Origin of the sequence: Chroococcidiopsis sp. CCNUC1, assembly GCF_023546805.1 — a bacterium.
GTDB classification, from domain to species: Bacteria; Cyanobacteriota; Cyanobacteriia; order Cyanobacteriales; family Chroococcidiopsidaceae; genus Chroococcidiopsis; species Chroococcidiopsis thermalis.
On sequence record NZ_CP097480.1, the window covers coordinates 2,037,042 to 2,053,462 of the forward strand.

The 16,421-nt window shown below is 45.0% G+C and carries 13 protein-coding genes and 1 tRNA gene; 3 read left to right on the top strand and 11 right to left on the bottom strand.

The genetic code is table 11. From position 1 onward, the window contains the following. Position 1: 1 nt before the first annotated feature. The 5 genes from M5J74_RS09605 to M5J74_RS09625 all read right to left on the bottom strand — a co-directional run bounded on the left by M5J74_RS09605 (position 2) and on the right by M5J74_RS09625 (position 5,395). Positions 2-790, bottom strand: coding sequence for a DUF928 domain-containing protein (locus M5J74_RS09605; protein ID WP_250016431.1), 789 nt, complete (start codon positions 788-790; stop codon positions 2-4). Positions 791-799: 9 nt separating this feature from the next. After that, the gene (locus tag M5J74_RS09610) at positions 800-3,178 is read right to left on the bottom strand and encodes a CHASE2 domain-containing protein (RefSeq protein WP_015153902.1); all 2,379 of its coding nucleotides are present in this window, start codon (positions 3,176-3,178) and stop codon (positions 800-802) included. A 45-nt stretch (positions 3,179-3,223) separates the two neighbouring features. Continuing rightward, a complete protein-coding gene (locus M5J74_RS09615; protein ID WP_041462412.1) occupies positions 3,224-4,216 on the bottom strand; it encodes a DUF1822 family protein in 993 nt (330 codons plus the stop codon). After that, positions 4,152-4,868: a hypothetical protein gene (locus M5J74_RS09620; RefSeq protein ID WP_015153904.1), complete on the bottom strand. Its 717-nt coding sequence runs from the start codon at positions 4,866-4,868 to the stop codon at positions 4,152-4,154. Before M5J74_RS09620 ends, M5J74_RS09615 begins: the two co-directional genes overlap by 65 nt. A 272-nt stretch (positions 4,869-5,140) precedes the next feature. Further along, a complete protein-coding gene (locus tag M5J74_RS09625) occupies positions 5,141-5,395 on the bottom strand; it encodes a hypothetical protein (RefSeq protein WP_041462413.1) in 255 nt (84 codons plus the stop codon). A gap of 105 nt (positions 5,396-5,500) precedes the next feature. Between M5J74_RS09625 and M5J74_RS09630 the strand changes: the two genes are divergently transcribed. Both M5J74_RS09630 and M5J74_RS09635 read left to right on the top strand, forming a co-directional pair. Continuing rightward, the gene (locus M5J74_RS09630; RefSeq protein ID WP_250016433.1) at positions 5,501-7,108 is read left to right on the top strand and encodes a Zn-binding domain-containing protein; all 1,608 of its coding nucleotides are present in this window, start codon (positions 5,501-5,503) and stop codon (positions 7,106-7,108) included. Between the two features lie 470 nt (positions 7,109-7,578). Further along, the gene (locus M5J74_RS09635; protein WP_250016435.1) at positions 7,579-9,444 is read left to right on the top strand and encodes an RNA-binding domain-containing protein; all 1,866 of its coding nucleotides are present in this window, start codon (positions 7,579-7,581) and stop codon (positions 9,442-9,444) included. A gap of 293 nt (positions 9,445-9,737) precedes the next feature. Here the strand turns inward: M5J74_RS09635 and M5J74_RS09640 are convergent, their stop codons facing one another. The 3 genes from M5J74_RS09640 to M5J74_RS09650 form a co-directional block, all read right to left on the bottom strand. Continuing rightward, positions 9,738-9,848 carry a hypothetical protein gene (locus M5J74_RS09640; RefSeq protein WP_250016437.1) on the bottom strand — a complete coding sequence of 37 codons (111 nt, stop codon included), beginning with the start codon at positions 9,846-9,848 and terminating at the stop codon, positions 9,738-9,740. Positions 9,849-10,017: 169 nt separating this feature from the next. Next, on the bottom strand, positions 10,018-11,196 hold the full coding sequence (locus tag M5J74_RS09645; protein ID WP_250016440.1) for an Arm DNA-binding domain-containing protein: 1,179 nt from the start codon (positions 11,194-11,196) through the stop codon (positions 10,018-10,020). Between the two features lie 156 nt (positions 11,197-11,352). After that, a tRNA-Met gene (locus M5J74_RS09650) sits at positions 11,353-11,426 on the bottom strand. 234 nt (positions 11,427-11,660) lie between these two features. Between M5J74_RS09650 and M5J74_RS09655 the strand changes: the two genes are divergently transcribed. Beyond that, the gene (locus M5J74_RS09655) at positions 11,661-12,740 is read left to right on the top strand and encodes an MraY family glycosyltransferase (RefSeq protein ID WP_015153906.1); all 1,080 of its coding nucleotides are present in this window, start codon (positions 11,661-11,663) and stop codon (positions 12,738-12,740) included. A gap of 112 nt (positions 12,741-12,852) precedes the next feature. Here the strand turns inward: M5J74_RS09655 and M5J74_RS09660 are convergent, their stop codons facing one another. The 3 genes from M5J74_RS09660 to M5J74_RS09670 form a co-directional block, all read right to left on the bottom strand. Continuing rightward, positions 12,853-14,748 (bottom strand): peptidoglycan DD-metalloendopeptidase family protein, encoded by a 1,896-nt coding sequence (locus M5J74_RS09660; protein WP_250016442.1) that lies wholly within the window; start codon positions 14,746-14,748, stop codon positions 12,853-12,855. A 714-nt stretch (positions 14,749-15,462) separates the two neighbouring features. Continuing rightward, positions 15,463-15,609, bottom strand: a complete 147-nt coding sequence (locus tag M5J74_RS09665; RefSeq protein WP_250016445.1) for a hypothetical protein — start codon at positions 15,607-15,609, stop codon at positions 15,463-15,465. A 41-nt stretch (positions 15,610-15,650) separates the two neighbouring features. Beyond that, positions 15,651-16,115, bottom strand: coding sequence for a tRNA (cytidine(34)-2'-O)-methyltransferase (locus M5J74_RS09670; protein WP_106216844.1), 465 nt, complete (start codon positions 16,113-16,115; stop codon positions 15,651-15,653). Between the last annotated feature and the right edge of the window lie 306 nt (positions 16,116-16,421).

Genomic DNA, 16,421 nt, shown 5'->3' on the forward strand with positions numbered 1-16,421 from the left:
GTCATGGCAAAAGTGGCTGAGATGACATATCGCTCAAATTGGCAGATTGTAAAAGCCCGTTCCAATTTGCCTTGAGAGCGGCATTTTCTGGCTGCTGTAAGCGCTGTTCGGCTATGGTGGCGATCGCGTCGTACCATAAGCCTTGTTGAGCGTAGAGATCGAGTCGTTGTTCGGGTGTGGCTGTCTTGAGTTTCGATCGCATCGTGGCGGTTGGCGATACGCGCTGTACCCATCCTTCGACCGAATCTTTGATCGCAATAGTAGAATCTTGGCGATCGCAACTGGCTGCTATTTCTGTTTTCAAAAACCAGTGATAGTTCTGATTGAGCTTAAGTGGCGGTTGGGTAGATGGTAAACGCACGCCGATGATGCCTGGTTTAGCTGGCAGTTCGACAGCAGAACGATAGACATCGTTATCGCGATCGTCTTGTAGGACGAATTCTACAGAACGGAGTGAAGGGTTGGCAGCAGGAATGTAAAACCAGAAAGTAGGATACTCGGCGATCGTCTGTCCCCAAACATACGTTGCTTTACCCGTGCCTACAGTCTTTTCTACGGCAGGTGCTAGCGCCGTTAGCGGCAGCTTGAAGCCGCAGTCTCCTCCTCGTCCGGCTGCGCCTCTAGTTCGTCCGGTGGGAGTGCCGGAGGTAGGAAAGGGCGGCGGCGTGTAACGGGGTTGAGTGCTGACTTGCTGGTGAGTGTGATTTTGACTGTTATTGTGGGTTGCGATCGCTGCTGTGGGTACGAGCAGTGTGAAGGCGATCGCTGCTGTGGCTGCAAGCTTGTGCATTATCTCACCTCAATCTATCTTTAGTGTAGGTTTCAGCAGTAGATTGCTGCTATCGGGCAAAGAACGCTTGACGACCGCAATTCTGCCTCCCGTCACGACTAAAGCCAAAGCCGCAGGGACTAAAGGCAGCCAGCCACCTTGAAGTAATAATATCCAACTCGAGCCATATAGAGCTGCAATTGTCAAGCAAACACTCAATCCCAATCGCGCGGGAGAACGCCAGCACCAAACAACAACTCCTCCCACCAACGACCAAGCCCAAATCCAAACAATCTCACCCCAGAGAGGCAAAACCCACAGTGGTGTCCGTCCGTCCAAAACAGCACTGAGGAGTTGACTCACCATCTGAGCTTGCAAATAAATACCTGGAATTTGTTTTTGTAGTCCCTGTCTGCCGATGCTGTAGGGAGTAGACCACGCATCACCAGTACTAGGAGCCGCTAGACCGATCAGTACAATCCTATCTTTGAGGGTACGGGCAAGATTGGGCGGAATGCGATCGCTCAGTATATCTCCTAGCGTCACTGCGACGGCAATATCGTCTACAGAGTCAAAGGGACGGTAATTGAGTAACAGTTGATAGCCTTTAGGATCGATTCTTTGATAACCGCCCGTATGGAAAGGTTGCAAACGCGGAAAAACGACATTACCGAGTTGTAAGTTACCATTGGGCGTGAATCGAGTTTCAATTCCTTTCGCTGCCAAATATTGATGAGCGAGTTGAAAACTGAGCGCGGTATTAGCACTACAACGGGATGTGAGTGGCGGATCGAAATTGAGCAAATGGCGGCGCACGATGTTGTCATCTGGATCGGCAATGACATCGCTAAAACCTATCCGTTCTGGCGCGACTTCTGGCGGGGGTTGAACGCCACGCGGATCGAATTCTGGATCGCTGACTTTACAGATAGCAAAAAGGCGATCGCTTTTTTGGAGCCTTGACTTCAGACTTGGTAATTTCTCTACCGGAAAATCGCGGTAGATATCCAAACCGATAACTTGTGGGTGAAATTGTTCGAGTTTTTGCAACAGTTTTTCCAATGCCAAATCTGACAGAGAGCCTTTTCTCTGTTTCTGTTCTGGCAGCTGCAAATCTTCCTCTGTCACCGTCACAAGTAACAGACGCGGATCGGCTTTTTCTATAGGACGCAGCCGCATTAATTGGTCAAAAGCCTGCAATTCTATAGGTTGGAATAATCCTAATAACCTCATTCCTACCACCGCCGCCGTGACAATGGTGCTGGTGAAGAAGACGCGCCGCAGAGAAAGCCGTTGTCGTGGTGGACGTAGACGTTGCATCCACTGTTGCCAAGTTGGAGGAATTTCGGCAAGATTTTGATAAATGACTGGTAGCCAGCTAGCAGCAGGATATTCACTTTCCCATCCCTGGAGTCTTTCCCTTGCCTCTCGTACCGACAAATAGAGAGACTTTCCCCCAGCAAAAGCCTGGAGAAAACTCTTCAAAAATTCTTGCGCCACGCGATCCGGTACGGGTTCGCGCATGAATACTACTTGGGGAATGTGCAAACTTGCCAAGTCCCGCGCCAAACCCAAGCCATCGCAAGAGTTAAAAATGGCTACGCTCAAACCATTTTCTACCGCAGTTTGTAAAGCGTGTTTGAGATCGGCAATAGTTAAACTTTCCGTTTGATTTAAATAAATTCTGCCTGTAACTTCATTCTGTGAGGCAGTTGTTTGACTGGCACTATGTCCGGCAAAAAATAAAATATCCCATCCTTGGGTAGACCATAACTGACGGTCTAACTCTTGACGTGACGGCTCAACCAAAAACTTGACATCTGCTCCTGGCAAGGTTTCGAGCAAGTTACGGTCTGCTTGAATGTCAATTCCGGCACTACTACCTAAAATCGCTAAAATTCTGATTTGAGTGCGAGAGGATGTCGTTTTCAGCGCAATTTCTTCGTAAGCAGGGGTACTCAGGGCAATTTCTGCTTGAGGATAGCGAGCAAATAGATCGCAGCGATGCCAGGGTAGCCGCTGTAATAGTAAATCTTCAGTTTGCAAAATAACTCGAATTGCATCCGCAGGCATTAATTTTTCTAAAAACTTATCCCTTAAAGCAAGAAATGATGGAGAGGAAAGCCAATTGTTTAGACTGCGGCTGAGGGATTCTGCGGCATTATAACAGTCTTCTAAAACACAAACATTCGTAATTTGGACGGCAGCGGCTTCCAGACGCGATCGCAAACCCAAACTGTAGTAAGCTGATTGCCATTTTCTGTAGAGTTGCGGAATTTCCGGCTGGGGTGGTAATCTGCCAGCAAGTTCTACAGCGGGGCGATCGCCATCCTCGCCAATTTGCAGCGTGACAGGAAATCCCTGCTCAAAGCTACCTTCGCCAAACTTCAAGACAACTAACTTACCCACGATCTATCACCTGTAGGCACGTCATTTTAAGTTGTAAGTCGTAACTCAAATGATAAAGTGTTCGGTGATGCCAACATCCCCCAGAGCTACTTTAACGCTAAATCTTTCTCCGGTAGTACCGCTAAATTGCAACTGAATGTAATTATCGGCGCGTCTGGCTTTAGCTTCCAAGAAAACTGAACCAGATTCATCCAAAACGATTAGCTGTAGCGACGGCGGTAAAAATGTCTCTCTCCCCGTCGGATGCACTTGTACGATCAGATCGGTTTTCTGCTCTGATGCAGGACGCAGTTCCATGACCAAAGCGACTGCATGACCAGCTAGCTGCATCCCTAAGTCAATTAACTTTGCCCGTCTGACAAAATTTTCAGGGCGATCCACTTCGTTTGTATTCAGTTCTTCTGTTTTACGAAAGCTAAAGGTTAAATTGTGTTCGGTTGGATTTAATAGCGAGACGACAGTTTGCCAACCTGGTTCAAACGTATTTTGGAACCACTGTCTCAAGTTAACCGTACTCGTGGGAGGATTCGCGTTAGCGAAGCTTAACGAAGTTATCGCGCTTAAGTCTTGCAAGTGGGACAATAGATCTTCCGGCGATCGCAACTGGTTAACGGTCAACTGTTCTTGGGTAACTTGCTGGACAAAACCCAGGATACAGACCTGTTTTTCTACTTCATCCAAACGCACGACAACATAACCGATCCGATCTTCCCAAACCTCCGGTGGCACGTAACAGGTAGAAGCATCAGTGGCGATCGCCCGACATTCCAGGCGACCCAAACCCAATACCTCCAAGTCTGCTGCATCCACACACGCACGCATAAAAGGATTCCAACTATCACACTCGTTCCAATTCACCGGAACGCCCATCATTTCCAAATAATCGCGGACGGCACACACAGCCAAGGTATTCAGTCGCACTTGCTCTGCTTTTTGTGACGTTGGCTGCTGCTGGCTAAACTGCCAAGCAATGCTATTCGCGGCTTGAGTAATTGGTAACGGAAGGGAGCGATCGTTTTCTCGTGCTTGATAATTCATGATAGGTATCCTCTAAATACCCTTGCGATTCGCCGAATTTACGCAATCGTGGTAGGCATTGTCGCCGATAGAAACTACTCAGTGTCGAAACGGACAGCTTGTATTGCGCTGCTAAATCTTCCCAGCTTGTCTCTGGTGGCAGCCTTTGTAACAATAAAACTTGGCAATTCACCTTTGGATAACCTTGAATATAAGTACGGCGGAGGTCGCCATCAGGATCGGTTTGAATCCACTTTCGTGTCGTTTCCAAAATTGGTGGGACATCGGGCGGAGCTTCCAAGGCTTCAATCGCGTCTTTCCCCAGCTCGTCAACAGAATAGACTTGTCTAGTTGTCGAGTTATTGGTAGTCTTTCTTTGCAGGTATAGGTCTTGCAGCCGTCGCCGCAAATATGCATTTAACCAAGTCGTGATACTACTACGACTGGGATCGTAGCGATCGCCTGTCGTAGCTTCACACAGGTTACGGCAGAAATACAGCCAGGTTTGTTGTAAGGCATCCTCGTAATCGGGAGTATTTTCTTTCCACAGCTTGCCAGACTTGGCAATCGAGCGGACAATTCTCGTTAAACCTCGCTGGCGATCGAGACTACCGATCTTCTGCTGACAAGTTTCTACGACCAATTGACGCAGACTCACCTCAAATTCTTCCATAACAGTATTTTTTATTTGTCTCTCCAGCAGGGGTATGTTTATTTTCGAGGAAAAATCCTCTGAAATCACTACCGCACTGCTTGTTGTCTCACCTCCTAGACATAGCGTGTTTCCTCCGCTATATACTTATCAGCTTTATAGAAGAAAATTATGCAGGTGAGTTTTATTAAGTTATGTAAGTAAAACAAGAAGAATGTCACGCAAAAGATCATGCCAGTAACGCGCAGTCGCGTTCTGGGGCGCGTCGCCAAAATGACCAATGTAGAATATGCTCAAGCCGCCAAGCTATAGGAAAGAGTCATCTGTAGAGCCATCGGCGCATCTGTGGTAGACTCAAGGGAATGAGAATCTCGCGTGGCATTGAACTGGGCGAGACTGTTGCTGTTGGAAGGCATCGTCCAGTTGTTGTGGGCATTGACCAAGGGTTCTGTCTGATGACGCAACACAACCAGAAATGCTTGAGCCGCTAATACCAACGTCATGTGGCGTAGCCAACCATGCCAAGAGCGGACTTCGTATTCACCCAAGCCTAATTGATATGAAGCAATTTTGAAACACTCGAAAATGCTTTACTTGGGTTTGACCGAGCCTGCGATCGCTGGCGCAAACTCTATGGTGATGCCGTATTTCAATTGCAAGCAGCTCGACAAACTGTAGATCGTTCTGCCAAAGGTGGCGTGACTCAAGAGGAACGCAAGCTAGCCCAAACGCAAGAGCGAGAAGCCCAAAGGCAAATCGATCTGCTGGTGGGGCAAATCAGTCCGAATCAAAGTAAAACTCAGTTAGAGTTTTACCCTTACCGTTACTTTGCTGCCGAAGGCTTTCTACCAGGATATAACTTTCCCCGTCTCTCAGTCCGCGCTTACATCCCTGCTGGCGATGCAGGTAGATTTGTCTCTCGTCCCCGCGTGGTAGCAATTCGCGAATTTGCTCCTAGTAATGTCGTTTACTACGAAGGGTCGAAATTTCAAATTGCCAAAATGCGAGTTCCCGTAGGTGGAATCGAGGGTAAATACGTCCGCGTCAGCGTTTGTCCTAGCTGCGGCTACTTCCATGAGGGAGATGATTCCCTACGCGACACTTGTGAAAACTGCGGTGCAAAGATTGTCGCCGATCGCGATGGCAACCCTGGCAAACTCAATCGCGTGCTAGAAGTAGAGACGATGATAACCCGCAGGCGGGAACGGATTACTTGTGACGAGGAAGAACGGCTCAAGTACGGTTACAACGTCACGACACATTTTCGCTATGCGCCGCAAAAGCAAGAGATAGCAACAGTCATAGCAGCGGATGGAACGCAGCTATTGCGGTTAATCTATGGTGAAACGGCAAAAATTCGGCGGATTAATCGGGGTTTAAGGCGCGATCGTACCGAGCGCGGATTTAAGTTAGATGCAGCAACAGGAGTGTGGGGCGATCGCTCGACAAACGACGCGCCCCAGGAGAATCTACAAACAGAAGTCAACCTGATGGTAGATGATACTTCTAATATCCTCGTGGTCGAACCAGTCAGCATTCCTAATGGAAACTCTGAGGCATTTCTCGCCACGCTCCAGTTTGCTCTGGAACGAGCCATTCAAGCAGTGTATAAACTCGAAGCGGACGAACTAGCGTCCGAACGCTTGGGTCAAGGGCAACACTTACTATTTTGGGAAGCCGCCCAAGGAGGAGCAGGCGTTCTTTCCCAAATACTCGAAGACCCTGATGCTTTCAAGCGACTTGCCAATGCTGCGTTAGATATTTGCCACTTTCTACAAGAGAAGCAAAGCTGTACTAAAGCTTGCTATCAATGCCTGTTATCCTACCGCAACCAATTCGATCATCCCTTGTTAGATCGCCACCTGATTCGCCCTTGGTTGGATCGGCTTGGTAGCAGTACCATCACCCGTCAAGCCGCAAATGGTTCTCGTGAAGCTCAATACCAGCAATTATTACAGCAAACCGATCCCAACTCTAATTTTGAGCGTGTTGTCTTGGCAGAGATCGAGCGACGAGGGTTAAAACTACCGGATGCTGCTCAAGAGTTAATTCCTGAAGCTAACTCCAAACCAGACTTTATCTACAAGAATGCTAAAGTTGCTATCTTCTGCGATGGTTCGATTCACGATCGCCTAGAACAACAACAGCAGGACAAAATTGAGCGCGATAATCTCAGATATGCGGCTGGCTACTATGTCTTAATCCTACGACATGATGAGGATTGGCAAACCAAGTTAGAAATCTTAGCTTCTTTATTGTAAAACTTAGTTAAAACTTTAAATGTAGATTGGCATCTTCCAAAGCAGCTTTCGGCAGAGGACGTTCCAGGTTCACGCAAGCTGGTTAAACTGACTGTAGATTTTGGCGATTATTGCCAGAGAACTATGATTGCTGGATAGAAACCAGAGTGAGCTAATCCCCAAGAAATTATCAGCAAACAATCATTTTTTGATCTCAATCTTGAACCTAAACCCATTATGGAGCAAATATTAGAGGGGATGTTGTTAGATCTAGGTTATGCTGATCGTATTTCCCCAGTATTAACAGTACCAGAATCTCCTATCCCTAATGGCACTAGAGCTGAATAGATATTTGTCTTCGCTGCTTTGCACCCATCACGAGCGATCGTGAGCAAGCGAATCTCCAGTTATGCTTGGTGCAAAACCACTTAATTCTAAATCCTAGAACTTTTTGTTAGCCAGCGATCGCCCGATTATTTATATACTCAACTATGGAACTAGAAATCCTTCTCGAAAAACTCGATTTTATTGAAGACTACGATCTTGAATTTAAAACGTCCGAAGATAATTTACCTAAAGATATTTGGAAAACGATATCTGCTTTTGCCAATACTAAGGGCGGATATATTATTTTGGGAGTAACAGAGAAAAGAGGTAGTTTTTTTATCACCGGAGTCAATAACTCAATTTTGCAGAAAAAAGACTTTTGGAATAATCACAACAATCCTCAAAAGCTAAGTTTTCCCATTTGTAATGAATCAGACTTTACGATCGCTCACATTGATGAGAAAGACGTAATTATTATTAAGGTTTCTCAAGCAAGCCGAACTCAACGTCCCGTTTATATCAATAACAATCCTATGATAGGGACATATAAACGTAACTACGATGGCGACTATCTTTGTCGTGAAGATGAAGTACGTCAAATGCTACGAGATGCGAGTAGCGAACCTCAAGACTACCGAGTATTAGACAATTTTGATCTTAACGATCTCGATCTAGAGACAATGAAAGCCTTTCGTCAACGCTTTCGATCGAGAAAACCAGATCACCCTTTCTTAGCATTAGACGATCGAGAATTACTCCGTAAACTTGGAGGTTGGAAAAGCGATCGTAATACACATAAAGAAGGTTTAACCATTGCAGGTTTATTAATGTTTGGTCGAGAACGCAGTATTTTAGATGCTTGTCCTCATTATCACCTTGATTATCAAGAAAAACGTTCCTCCGATCTTGAAGAACGTTGGACATATCGTGTAACTCTCGATGGTGAATGGGAAGCTAACTTATTTAACTTTTATTATCGTGTTTATGGACGTTTAGTAAGTGATATTGACGTTCCTTTTAAATTAGATAAAAATTCAGTACGGCAAGGAGAAACTCATGTACATGAAGCTTTAAGAGAGGCGTTATCTAATACTTTAATTCATGCAGATCACTCTTCTACAAAACCCTTAACTATTATTAAATCTAAAGATAGTTTCTTATTTTCTAATCCAGGTCGTCTAAGAATACCTATTGATAAAGTTTATGAAGGTGGAGTTAGCGATCCACGAAATCCCAATTTACAAAAAATGTTTCAGATGGTTGGTTTAGGAGACAAAGCAGGTTCGGGGTTTCCTAAAATCTTACGAGCATGGAAAGAACAACAATGGATATATCCAAGAGTTTTGGAAAATTTAGATTTAGATATGACAACAGTTGCTCTACCAATGATCAGCTTAATTCCTAAAGACGTTGAGAAAGAGCTACGAGAAGTTGTCGGGGATAACTATTGCAACTTATCACAATTAGATCGAATCATTTTAGTCTTAGCGCATCGTTTAGGACAAATCAGTAATAGCGATATTCAATGCTATAGCCAAAAACACCCTAGAGATATTGGTGATTGTCTCAAAAACCTAGTAGATAATGGTTGGCTAGAAAAATCAGGACATGGTAGAGGTACATATTACACCTTACCCAATGACACTCAACCCGATTTATTCTCCTTACTTCCTCAATCAGATCAACCAAGCTCCGATCATTTGCAACCAAGCTCCGATCATTTGCAACCAAGCTCCGATCATTTGCAACCAAGCTCCGATCCTTGGGGAAAATTAATTGCGATCGCAACCCCTGTTAGAGAAAAAGGAAAAGTATCCCAAGAGCTTATGGAGCAAACAATTCTGGAACTTTGCCAAGATCGATATTTAACTCAACAACAACTAGCAAATATCTTAAATCGTTCCCCACATACCCTAAGAACAAGTTATCTAACCAAAATGGTTAAAGAAGGAGCATTAGAGTTGAAATATCCAGATAAACCAACTCATCCAAATCAAGGCTATCAAACTCGTCAAAACCCTAAGCTATGACTTTTGGGCTAATTTTTGATTCTGTACCATTTTCCCAAACGGCAAAAAACACCGCTTACACTACGCTTCATTCCACAACGCCGGAAACGCAAATCTCGACCCACAAGTAGGACATTCCGACAGCAAAGTGAACCCATGATTGCTACAAAACTCTGTTGTCTTCAACTGCCACTCGATCTTATGACAGAGCATTTCCCCATAACACGCCCCACACAAGGTAACTTCAACACCTAACGCTCCCAAATATCTATTGTTTGACTAAACTCATCCCCTGCTAGCTTGCCAAACCGATGTCAAGCACGGAAAAGGTTGTAAACCTGCCGATCTCGCTCGCTTGCTGCATCTAAGCGATCTGCTCCCACTAAAACCACCACAATACCTTTTCGATCAAAAATATCCCTCACTTCCGCAAAGGCTTTCGGTTTCAGTCGATCTGCTTCATCAATTATCAACAATCTCCTTACAGCATTGCAGTACATTTAACGCCCTTTGACGTATTTCTGCTACTGTTTCCTTAGTCAGATGTCACGAATCTATTCAGAGGGCAAACAATTAGTTACTGTACAAACGTTATTAGAACTCAGGTACAGACAACTCTCGCTTGATGCCTGCATAGTGACGGTAGATGATTTCAGGTGAGTTGCCCACTAATCGCGCTACATCCTTTGCATCTAGACCATTTTCTACAGCTAGAGTGATAAATGTATGGCGGATGTTGTACTGAGGCAGATACTTTTCAACCTTGCCTGCCTTTACCAAACCTTCTACTACAGGCTTCCAGACCCGATTCAAGAAGTTATGAGAGTCAATAACTTGTCCGCGTGAACCTGGGAAAACTAAATCATTAAATAACGGGCTTTCAGGTTTAATGCTCCCAAGAAATTCTTGAAGCTTAGAGTTGCAGGGGAAAGTTCTTGTCTTTCCGGTTTTGGTTTGTCCGCGAATACCAGTATCGCTGGGTATGGCTTCCTTAAATTGAATTCTCGAACAATCTACTGAAATATGCTTCCACTGGAGTGCGATCGCTTCTTCAGGACGACAACCAGTGATGAAAAGAAACTTTACATAGGGGGCGTAGTAAGAGTGGGGTATGGGAGCAAATTTTGAACAGAAGCTATTATTCTCAAATGCTGCAATAATTGCATCCCTTTCTTCCCGACTAAATGGTTCTCTACTCGTATCCCTTACTGTTTTCTTAATATCGCTAGCCATACCGTTGAAAGGATTTTCTGAGACTAAACCTGATTTGACTGCCCAGTTGCAACAGGCATTCATTTGAATTAAAGTGCGACGTGCCACTTCACTGCTGTATTTGCCAAGTAGCCAGTCTCTGACTCCTACAGCATCTTCAACATTTTTAGGGAGAGCTTGTAGCCGCTTGGCAATCTTGCCGTAATCCCTTACTAGCGTGCTAGCAGCAACTTGAGAGGACTTATACTGCGTATACTTTTCCCACAGCTCGGCAAAAGCAATTTTTGGGGTAACAATTGGGGTAATTGGGGTAACAGCGCTGAGTACTGACTGGGACTTGTATTTGGCTAGGGTATGGTCAAACCGCTCATAAGTAATATCAGACTCAATGATCTTAGCCTTAGCCTCTGCTGCTTTTCGATTTAGTTTATTGTCCGATAGCCCAAGCGAGAGATAGTGCCGCTTGCCAGCGTGAGTGAACGCTAGCTGCAATCGACCATTGGATACTTTAATCTGTACTGAACCCTTAGAAGCTTTATGCTGCCTGCTTTCTAATTGCATTAGGTTAAGCTGGATAATCTTTTGGGGTAAGCGCCTATAGTCTAACCTAGCTTTACCCCAATCTTACCCCAATAATTGCTCGAAACTACTCTAAAAATACCCCAACTTTTCCGCCTAAGAATGGCGTACAAGGGCTTGCAAGGCTTGGAATTTCGATGGCTCAAGGCAGATTTGAACTGCCGACCTTGGGCTTATGAGTCCCCTGCTCTAACCAACTGAGCTACTGAGCCAGATTTTTGACGCTTAACTATACTAACATAGCGATCGCACCATTGCACTTTCTGACAAAATTCTGAAGCTAGAATCGAATTCGATCCAATCTCGATTTAAATTGAGAGGACACCGAAATTTCTCTATCTGTTAAATTGGCATGAGCATAAACACAGATGTAGCTTTTTAGCAAGTCTGAACTATACTGTTGCTGCTCGTATTCATCCTTATGATTAAGGATTGGATTAAAAAAGATGAACATCTACGGCTTCCTCCAATCTATCGGGATCGCCAGCCCATATGGTTATGGTTGGCTATCAGTCATGTTTACCTTTGTGTTGGCATGGATAGTCACTTGGCAATTAATGCCAGAAGTGCGATCGTTCGCTTTAAAAGTAGGTTGGGCAGACCAGCCTAACGAACGACGGCTCAACCGCGAACCTTTGCCTAATGCTGGTGGTTTGGTAATTTATACTGGAGTGTTAGCTGCTTTAGTATTGGCAACGCTTTTGCGCCCCATAGTTATTGAAGGAGTGCTAGCTGAGGTACTAACAATCTTGTTAGGAGGCTCGATTTTAGTTTTAGTAGGATTCATCGATGACCAATTTGGCTTGCCACCTTGGGTACGCTTGTCCGTACAAATTCTGACAGCTTTTTTGCTCATTGCTAGCGATATCCGCATCGAAGCTAGAATATTTCCACCAATCGATCCGTTACTTTCGACTCTGATTACCGTACTGTGGGTAGTTGGAATTACGAATGCAATTAACTTGATGGATGGAATTGACGGTTTAGTAGGAGGAGTCAGCTTTATCACTTCTATGAGCCTACTAGCGGTCTCGGCACAATTTGCCACTCGAGCCGCAGCAACTTTACTCTTAGCAGCATTGGGAGGCTCAGCACTAGGATTTCTGCGTCATAACTTTCATCCTTCCCGGATCATCATGGGAGACGCTGGAGCTTATTTTTTTGGCTACGTGCTAGCGGCTACCGCAATTTTAGGTAGCTTAAAAGTTAATACTGTATTTGCTTTAGTACCAACAATCCTATTTCTGCTGCTACCAGTCATTGACACAACTCAGGTGTTTGTCCTGCGGTTGATGGCGGGGAAAAATCCTCTTAGTACTCCTGGTAAAGACCATCTACATCACCGCTTGTTGGCTACTGGCTTATCGCAACGAGCTACGGCGATCGCATTATGGTCTTTCACCGCAGTCGGGAATTGTTTAGCAATGAAACTCCAAGGTATGACCCCTCTCACTATCCTGATGACTATGCTCAGCATTGTCGCACTTCTAAGCTTCACCATCTGGCAAAGAATTAGGAAGGTATAAAGGGGGCTAGGGACAGTTATCAGTGACCAGTGACCAGTGACCAGTTAATTTCAACTCCTGGCTCCTGACTCCTAACTCCTTTCTGCTGATAACTGATAACTGATAACTGACTTCATCGGGGTAAAAAAGCCATTGGATTAACTGCTTTTTTACCTAGTGGATGAATTTCAAAGTGTAGGTGGGGACCAGTACTGAAACCAGTATTACCCATCTCGGAAATCTGCTGCCCTTGGTATACTGTTTGACCTTTATGAACGAGCAATCGCTTGTTGTGGGCATAGCGAGTGACCGTACCATCTGTGTGTTGAATATCAACCATATTGCCGTAGCCGCCAGAGTTCCAGCCTGACTTGATGACGACTCCAGCCGCAGCCGCAAAAATAGGTGTCCCCACCGGAGCAGCAATGTCAATTCCCCGATGCATCCTCCCCCAACGATAGCCATACCCGGAAGAAAGTTTCCCTCTAGCAGGCCACATGAAGCCCTTTTTGGAAATTATCGGTTTGGGTAAATAGGTATCTGCTGAATCTAAAGGTGGTAATGCTGGCGATACGTTTCGTTGCTGAATTGATTGGAGCGAATCTGTTGCATCTCTACCAATCGGTGCTGTTGCCAAGCTATCATCACTTTCATCTTCAGTTGGTTGCACTGAACGCTGCGGCTGTTTTGGTGCTTCTACTTGTAAAGTCTTGCTTGCTTGTTTGGAATTGAAGTTTCGCTCTGTTTTAAGTTCGATAGATGCAATCTGACGTAGCTTCCGCAACAAGCGATCGCCACTCGTCTTAGCAGCAGGTTGTTCTGCTGGTGTTGCTTGACTCAGCAATGGCTGGGTGCGATATCTCTGCTGTAATTTCTCGATATCACTACGTAAATTTTGGACGTAGCGATCGCTCAACTGTGCTTGTTCTGCTTTTGCTGATTGCTGCCGCTGAATTTCTGCTATCCCTTGAGGATTGGCTTCCACAACCGAATCATCTTCAGAAATGTTGCCACCCATACCAGCATTAGTATTGTTTTCCAGAGCTGCTGTTATTGGCTGCTGGCTCTCACTTCCCTTTGATGGCGAAATTGGCACGATCAGCTGTTGGGCGATCTGAATGCGGTTGGGATCGGCTAATTTGTTGGCGGTAATGAGAGTTGTCAGTGGTAGTCCGTGTTGTTGCGCGATCGCACTCAGCGTGTCTCCGGCTTTTACCTTGTAGCTAAGTGCCTGTAAGGGGACTAGTACCATTGGGCGATCGACCGCTATTTTTGGCAGACTTGCTGCTGTGTGCGTTTGTGCCAAAGACATGCGAGCTTCAGGCATTGCCTCCAGTACGTAAGGCATTGCCTCCCCACTTGCATTACCATGTATTGACTGTGGAGTTTGTAACTGAGGATGGAATGCTAGTAGAGATACTGCGGGTTGCAGCCCAGGATCGCTTGCTAGCGATGCCCCCATTTGTTCCTGGCTCGATGTCCCTGCCGATGCTTGCCACTCCTCAAACCCCAACTCCGCCGAACTATCTTCTTCCAAGCGATTCAATTTCTGTCTCAAGCGATCGATCGACCATCTTTGTCTGGCGATCGCTGCTTCTCGCTCGTCTAGTTGAGATACTAACGCTGCTGTTGATACGGTAATTTTACTTGCCTTGAGCTGGCGAATCAGGCGATTGACTCGCAAAGCTTGTAAAACTTTGGCTGTTTTCTCTGTTGGTTGCTTGGCTACAGGCTCAAATAACTGTGTCGCGTTAGTATGCCTTTGAGTGAATGCTAAAGGCACGGTTGCCGCGATTCCTGTTGGCACACCAATGCTGCTAATGGTTAAGCTCGCTCTAGTTGCTATCGGCATTTGACTGAGCGAAGGCTGATTTATGGCTATGGCTGGAGCGCTATTACTGATTTGGGTCAATAGCAGATTGGACGCTCCGGCTGAGAAAATAATGCCGATCGTGGCGGCTGAAGTCCGCACTTGCCGCTTGGCTTTAGAGGCTCGATCTGCTCGATCTTTTGCCCACGTTTGTTTCAACAATGACCTCCTGTCTGGAATAGCGCTTAACTACCTCTGTTCATTTGCTCTGGCGATCGCAATTGCGATACTACTACACGATGGTTTTGAGTGTTATCAAATCCAGTTTTTCATGCTGATATAAATATGCTGAGGCAAGCTTACTAGGCATTTTTGATTTAAACAAGCTTACAGCCTATTGGCAAAAAAAATTAACGTTGTCTCCAGTCTGCTCAATATACTACAGTTGGGCGATTTCTACTTAAGGAGTAAGAACTGCCCAGAATATAGGCATTTTTTGTTTTGGCATATTTATTTTTTCTTTTACTGCTATTTAACATTTCTTTAGAAAAAGATTACGCCAATGTATTGAGTCATATTACTTATGTTCTCTATTACACATAGTCAATTTAAGTCAATTCCTGTAAGCCAACAAGTGTTGCATTTTACCAAAGCTGCGAGCTACACAGCCAAGGCTTAACTCTGAGTACAAAGACTCAAATCCTCAATTTATCTTCCTATGGGAGCTGTCAATCTTCTATAACAAGACAGATGAATGATGAAGAAAATGTATCATCGAAGGAGAGATTTTAGTCAAAAAATCTATAAAAATTTCTTATATCTATCTCAAGGCTGAAAAGCTGATGATGAGAATTTATTAAAAATAGCTGTAAAAAAAAATACCTTTATTTAACTTAGAGTCAAAAAAATCAGAGAATATACGTAAGTCAGTTGTTAGTTATCAGTTATCAGTGGTAGTTGGTAGTTGGTAATTGGTGGTGCGTGGTGCGTGGTGCGTGGTGCGTGGTGCGTGAAGAAGGGGTGTAGGGTGTAGGTTGTAGTGGATTGTTGACTGGTTCCTGGTCCCTGGTCACTGGTCACTGGTCCCTGGTCACTGGTCACTGGTCACTGGTCACTGCTCCCTATACCCTCAAATAGCCTAATTGCCGACGGGCTTCAAACAGACCAACGGCGACGCTGACAGAAAGGTTTAGACTGCGAACGCCAGTTTGAGCCATAGGAATGTAAACTCTGGCGTGACAAGCAGAAAGGACGGCTGGAGGTAATCCAGTTGTTTCGCTACCGAATAGCAACCAATCGTCAGCCTGAAATTGGTATTCGATGTAGTTCGATTCACCTTTAACGCTAAAGCCAACCCAGCGTCCCCCGCGCTCTAGATAATAGGTTTTGAAGCTATCTAGAGATTCGTGGTAATGCAAGTTGACATATTGCCAGTAGTCTAAGCCAGCTCGTTTCAAATAGCGATCGCTAATTTCAAAACCCAACGGTGCAACCAAATGTAATTCTGTCCCTGTCGCCGCACAGGTACGGGCAATGTTTCCAGTATTGGGAGGAATTTGCGGGTGAACCAAAACGAGTTGAGGCATTTAAAAAGTCAAAAGTCGAAAGTCAAAAGTCAAAACGTTGAATTGAGATGCTGTCCTTTCGATAGCACGATTTGGCTCCAGATTCATAAATATATAGTTTTTTTAAATAAATGTAAATCGAAAACAAATGATTAAAAATTCTTAATATTTATTTGTCACTTGTCACTCGTCATTTGTCATTAGACCTCCTGCATGAATCAAAAAATCATGGATGTCATTCTGTTGGCGAAGCCTTCCCGAAGGGTACGCAACGCAGTGTAGTGAAGAATCTCCCAGATGTTTCGCTTCGCGTGTGGATGACAATTC